The 3,634-nt window shown below is 65.8% G+C and carries 2 protein-coding genes and 1 pseudogene; 1 reads left to right on the forward strand and 2 read right to left on the reverse strand.

Annotated elements, in window-relative coordinates; genetic code table 11:
* Positions 1–637 precede the first annotated feature (637 nt).
* Together ACZ3TS_RS42580 and ctaD are read right to left on the reverse strand one after the other, a co-directional pair.
* A complete protein-coding gene (locus ACZ3TS_RS42580; protein ID WP_467628521.1) occupies positions 638–1,015 on the reverse strand; it encodes a hypothetical protein in 378 nt (125 codons plus the stop codon).
* Complete coding sequence (ctaD, locus tag ACZ3TS_RS42585; protein ID WP_467628523.1) at positions 1,012–2,751, reverse strand: aa3-type cytochrome oxidase subunit I; 1,740 nt, start codon at positions 2,749–2,751, stop codon at positions 1,012–1,014. The genes ACZ3TS_RS42580 and ctaD overlap by 4 nt, the downstream gene beginning before the upstream one ends.
* A gap of 585 nt (positions 2,752–3,336) precedes the next feature.
* Between ctaD and ACZ3TS_RS42590 the strand changes: the two are divergent.
* Positions 3,337–3,483 (forward strand): annotated as a pseudogene (locus tag ACZ3TS_RS42590) (IS5/IS1182 family transposase); the annotation flags it as partial.
* Positions 3,484–3,634: the final 151 nt, after the last annotated feature.

Here is a 3,634-nt window from a genome sequence, read left to right on the forward strand (position 1 = left end):
GGCGAGTACTTACTGGGTGGTGCCACGTCTTGCCTCTCGTTTCCTTACGTAGAGATCCTATTGGGTCCCTGTCCGGAAACTTCGGGGCACCTCAGGCCGCATCGTTGGATGGGGACAGCCGATGCTGCGGGAGTTGGTGCAAGAGATGCCGCACCTGTTGCTGCGCGAGATGCACGGCAACCGCCGCAGTGAGCGCCGGTCGTGGTGCCCGTCGGCGTGACTTGCCCCCAGTCGGCGTCGCAACCCCCCAGAGCGCTGTCGTGCCGGATTGACGCAGCGCCCCATCTCCGAGCTCTTTCGGAGTACGGCCCCAAGGCCGTGATGCTCTCCTTCGGCGACCCGAGCCCCTACGCCGAGCACGTCCGCCAGGCAGGGGCTCGGTTGATCCCTGAGTTGCAAGCCCCCCCTCGCGCGCCCCGAGGGTCCGCACCGGCGGGGGTCGAACCGGTCGGCCATCGGATCAGGGAGCGCCACACCGGGACCCTGGTCCCAGCGCCGGTCAGGACGGCAAGGACGACTCCGGCCAGCGGGCTGCTGCTGAGGAAGGCAAGAGTAGCGAGCGGGTTGGCCGGCAGCCTGAGTAACCTGCGCGTGCTCCGCAAGACAGCCGGCCGGAGTGCTTCCGTGGGAGGTCGGATCAGCGGGCCGGCAGCCAGGCCCCTGCAATGGCGGCGATGGAACAGGCGATCAGGAGACACGCGCAGACGGCGTGCCGTCTGAGCAAGGTGCGACGCAAGGTGGCGTAGCGGGTCTCGTATTCTCCGCGCAGGCGCTTGGCCCGGTCGGCAGTGGCCTGCAGCGCTTGCCGTGTCAGACCGAGGCGCTGCTCGATGTAGTGGCGGGCCAGATCTTCGGCCTGCGCACTCGTGAGCCAGGGCAGGCGCGCGCAGAGGGCTTCGGCCTCGCGCTGTGCCACCTCTCGCTCTGCTTGCAGCAGGAGGTAGCCCTCGACCTCGTTGGCGAGTGTGCCGCTGTGCCGGTCCAGCCGGGCCCCATCACGGCTCGACGATGTCAAGGCCGGCCTCTTTCGCGTCTCGGCGCTTCCACCGCGCCGTGTTTGCTGAGGTAATCCTCGTAGTCGAGTTGGGCAACCTCGGGGTGGTGCACGTCGAACGCCGGGGATTCGGTGCGGACCCGTGGCAGGGTGAGGAAATTGTGCCGCGGTGGCGGGCAGGAGGTCGCCCACTCCAGCGAACGGCCATAACCCCACGGGTCGTCGACGCCGACCGGCTTGCCGTACTTGGCGGTCTTCCAAACGTTGTAGAGGAACGGCAGCATCGACAGGCCGAGCAGGAACGAACCGATCGTGGAGACGGTGTTCAGCCAAGTGAAGCCGTCGGCCGCCAGGTAATCGACGTACCGGCGCGGCATGCCCTCGGCACCCAGCCAGTGCTGCACCAGGAAGGTGGTGTGGAAGCCGACGAACAGCGTCCAAAACGTGGTCTTGCCGAGGCGCTCGTCGAGCATCTTGCCCGTCATCTTCGGCCACCAGAAGTGGAAGCCGGCGAACATCGCGAAGACGACCGTACCGAAGACCACGTAGTGGAAGTGGGCCACCACGAAGTACGAGTCCGAGACGTGGAAATCCATCGGCGGCGAGGCCAGGATGACACCGGAGAGGCCACCGAAGAGAAACGTGACCAGAAAGCCGGTGGCCCACAGCATCGGGGTCTCGAAGGACAGGGAGCCCTTCCACATCGTGCCGATCCAGTTGAAGAACTTCACTCCCGTCGGCACCGCGATCAGGAAGCTCATGAACGAGAAGAACGGAAGCAGCACGCCACCGGTGACGAACATGTGGTGCGCCCACACCGTGATCGACAGGCCCGTGATCGAGATGGTGGCCCCCACCAGGCCCATGTAGCCGAAGATCGGCTTGCGGGCGAACACCGGGATGACCTCGGTGACGATGCCGAAGAACGGCAGGGCGATGATGTACACCTCTGGATGCCCGAAGAACCAGAACAGATGCTGCCACAACAGGGCACCGCCGTTGGCCGCGTCGTACACGTGGGCGCCGAACTTGCGGTCCGCCTCCAGGGCGAACAGCGCGGCGGCCAGGACCGGAAAAGCGAACAGAACCAGGACGCTGGTCAGCAGCACATTCCAGGTGAAGATCGGCATGCGGAACATGTTCATCCCCGGAGCACGCATGCAGACGACCGTGGTGATGAAGTTGACCGCACCCAAGATCGTGCCGAAGCCGGAGAAGGCCAGACCCATGATCCACATGTCGGCGCCGATGCCTGTCGAATGGATCGCATCCGACAGCGGTGTGTAGGCGAACCAGCCGAAGTCGGCCGCGCCCTGCGGGGTGAGGAAGCCGCCGACCGCGATGGTCGAGCCGAACAGGTACAGCCAGTAGGCGAGCATGTTCAGCCGCGGGAACGCCACGTCCGGTGCACCGATCTGCAGCGGCATGATCCAGTTCGTGAAACCGGCGAACAGCGGCGTCGCGAACATCAACAGCATGATCGCGCCGTGCATCGTGAACGCCTGGTTGTACTGCTCCTTCGACATGATCTGCAGGCCCGGCCGGGCCAGCTCCGAACGCATCATCAGCGCCAGCACGCCGCCGATCAGGAAGAACGCGAACGACGTCGTCAGATACAGCGTTCCGATGGTCTTGTGGTCGGTGGTCGTCAGCCACTTCACCACGACATTGCCGGGCCGCCTGCGCCGGACCGGCAGCTCGTTCGCGTACGACTCCTCAGCTGCCGCGGCACCATGGGGTTCGTTGAGGATGCTCACAAGTAGGTGTCTCCCGATGCTCGCGGTTCGCGTCGTCAGTCAGCCGCCATCCTTGCTGCGCCAGGGGCAGGGCTGCCGCCCTCATCGGCCAGAATGCGGCCACTGGTGTGACGGTCCGACCCCAATGGAGCAACCGGAGCGTGTCGTTGTTCTCGGCCCGACACGCAGGACCACGGCAACCGCTGCAGCGTTCGGCCCCCTTTCGTTGCAGCACCGACCAGGCAGCATGAGATCCCGACGAGCCGGTCACCGCGCGTATTGGGGCTCACCTCGGCCAGACCCCTCGGGAAGGCCATCACGGATCCGGCGGCCGGACACAGGGACCGCGTACTGCACAGCCGTCGAACACCACGGCCACCCGGCGGGGCGATGCTGCAGCGGGCGGCGGGTCCGTTGCCGCGGCCTGACCACCCTCCCTGCCAAGACCACCAAGTCCCAAGGCCGCATCGCCCTCCCCACCGAGTTCCTCACTCGCTGGAAGGCCATCGGCAGCGGCAAAATCAGGAGCGGGCTGGCGCTGGGGGAGGGCTGGCTGGAGACCGGCTACGTGTTCAACACTCCCACGGGCCGCCCGATCGACCCCACCAACTCTGGCGGCGGGGCATCAAGCCAGTCATCGCCCGTAGAGGAGCCCCTCACGGATCCGGGCTGGGCCGCACCCGATGGGTCGTGGAGCGAACATTGACCAACCGACTCCGCATCCGCTACGAACGCCGGTCCGATCTCCATCAGGGCCCTGCTGGAACTGGCCTGCAACATCTGCCTACGGCGCGGCTATGAACCTCATACTGAAACGATCAGGTGCGACACGAGGTCGCTCCAAGTAAGTAAGGACAGCCAGGTGAAGGAGGTATCGGTCGGCTGAACTTCGGGCCAGTGTCCA

This window comes from Streptomyces sp. NPDC022910, assembly GCF_055561075.1.